Annotated in this window: 3 protein-coding genes; all 3 read left to right on the top strand. The window is 48.6% G+C overall.

Annotation, left to right across the window (positions count from 1 at the left end; translation table 11 throughout):
• The first annotated feature begins 208 nt into the window (after window positions 1–208).
• Window positions 209–667: a ribosome maturation factor RimP gene (gene rimP / locus VB081_RS10280; RefSeq protein WP_323400732.1), complete on the top strand. Its 459-nt coding sequence runs from the start codon at window positions 209–211 to the stop codon at window positions 665–667.
• A 13-nt stretch (window positions 668–680) separates the two neighbouring features.
• A complete protein-coding gene (nusA, locus tag VB081_RS10275; protein WP_323400731.1) occupies window positions 681–1,895 on the top strand; it encodes a transcription termination factor NusA in 1,215 nt (404 codons plus the stop codon).
• 6 nt (window positions 1,896–1,901) lie between these two features.
• A partial coding sequence (locus VB081_RS10270; RefSeq protein ID WP_323400730.1) for a YlxR family protein occupies window positions 1,902–2,175 on the top strand: 274 nt, incomplete at its 3' end.

The raw sequence follows: 2,175 nt of genomic DNA, 5'->3' as shown, positions 1-2,175 counted from the left end.
GCGTGTTTAGTCACCGTGAAAATATCAAGCGGCTGATCAGCGGAACAGAGCATAAATTGAGCCTTTCCAAAAAATGACAACAGGCAAAAAACGCTTGCATATCGCGGAAAAATGTGGTATTCTATATACTGTTAATAAGATGTTAGCATCGAAGAGTGGGATTGACGCCCACTCTTTCGCATTATAAATACGGTTTTTTGGAGTAAAGATGGCAAAAAATGTGAAATTGGCGGTCGAGGAAATCGCCCGTCCGATCATTGAAGATATGGGTCTCATTTATATCGATACAGAGTATGCAAAGCAAGGCCAGGACTGGATGCTGACGATTTTCATGGACAAGGATGGCGGTGTGCTGCTTGATGATTGCGAGCTGGTGAGCAGGGCTGTAGAAGCGGTGCTTGATGAACAAGACCCGGTTGCGGAAAGCTATTGCCTGTGCGTTTCCTCGCCCGGACTTGACCGTGAGCTGAAAACGGAAGGCGACTTTGCCCGCAGTATGGGAAAGGCGATCGATATCAAGCTGTACAAACCGTTTGAGGGCAGCAAGCTTTTTACAGGGATTTTGACAGGCCATGCCGAGGGTACGGTAACGATCGAAACGGACGCAAACGAGATCGTCTTTGAAAAGAGTGAAATTGCAAAAATAAACTTGCATTTGGACATATAAAAGGAGATTGACTATGAACACAGATTTTATGGAAGCCTTGAGCGACTTAGAACATGATAAAGGGATCAAAAAAGATATTTTACTGGAAGCGATAGAGACCGCTCTTATATCAGCATACAAGCGTCACTTCGGCACAGATCAGAATGCGCGCGTGGAGATCGATGCAGATACGGGCGAGATCAAGGTTTTCGCAATCAAGAATGTTGCGGCGGAAGTGGAAGATGCGGAGACGGAAATATCGCTTGAAGAAGCACGGGAGATCAACGATAAATATGAAGTAGGAGATGTGGTGGAGACGGAAGTCACGCCGCGTGAATTTGGACGTATTGCGGCGCAGACCGCAAAGCAGGTGGTTGTACAGCGTATTCGTGAAGCGGAGCGCGGGATCATCTATGACCAGTATGCTGAAAAAGAAAACGAAGTATTGACGGCGATCGTGCATCGTATCGAGCGTGGGAACGTATATGTGGAGATGGGACGTGCGGAAGGCATTATACCTGTCAGCGAAACGGTTTATACAGAGCAGTACAACATCAACGACCGCATCAAGGTCTATGTGCTGGAAGTAAAGAAAACGAACAAAGGCCCCCAGATCATCGTGTCCCGTACACATCCGGCCTTGATCAAACGTTTGTTTGAGCTGGAGGTTCCGGAGATCCGTCAGAATGTCGTGCAGATCAAAAGCATTGCGCGTGAAGCGGGCGGACGCACGAAAATCGCGGTATACAGCGACGAAAAGGACATTGATCCGGTAGGCGCGTGCGTAGGACACAAGGGAACGCGTATTGAAAAAGTCGTGGAAGAACTGAATGGCGAGAAGATCGACGTTGTACCGTGGAGTTCCGACGCGATCGAGTTTATTGCCAATGCGCTGCGCCCGGCAAAAGTCGTGATGGTGCAGATCAACGAGGACGAAAAGGCCGCTAAGGTCATCGTGCCGGACTATCAGCTGTCTCTGGCGATCGGCAAGGAAGGGCAGAATGCACGTCTGGCTGCCAAGCTGACAGGCTGGAAGATTGATATCAAGAGCCAGTCGCAAATTGAACAGGAAGTATTTGGCGAAGATTTTGCCAATGCAGATACAACACTTTCCGACGATTTCGGCGCTGTTGCAGAGCTGAACGAGGAAGAAGCTGTTGAGGAAGTGGAAGAAGATATCGTACTTGATTCACTAGAAGAGGAAGAAGCACAAGAGGACATGGCAGAGGAAGAAAAGACAGAGCAGTAAGGGAATATGGAAAAACAAAAGCATCTTCCGTCGCGCATGTGTATTGCCTGCCGGAAGATCAGGCCGAAGCAGGAGCTGGTTCGTATCATAAAATTGCGTGACAACGGTTATAGGGCAGACGTTTCAGGCAAGCAGCAGGGCGGACGCGGGGCATATGTTTGTCCGGACGCGGCATGCGTGGAAAAAGCCAAGAAGATATTTGGCAAAGCGATGCACTGCCGGATGGATGATGCGTTGTATGAAGACCTGATGAAGGTGGCAAATGAATATACAGAGAAAT

It is taken from the genome of Christensenella sp., assembly GCF_034927525.1.
Classification (GTDB): domain Bacteria; phylum Bacillota; class Clostridia; order Christensenellales; family Christensenellaceae; genus Christensenella.
This window is presented reverse-complemented; position numbering and strand designations above follow the sequence as displayed.

What these genes read in the sequence shown, in the direction of transcription:
- rimP (WP_323400732.1), top strand. Translation starts at nt 209, where the DNA reads ATGGCAAAAAATGTGAAATTGGCGGTCGAGGAAATCGCCCGTCCGATC.
- nusA (WP_323400731.1), top strand. Translation starts at nt 681, where the DNA reads ATGAACACAGATTTTATGGAAGCCTTGAGCGACTTAGAACATGATAAA.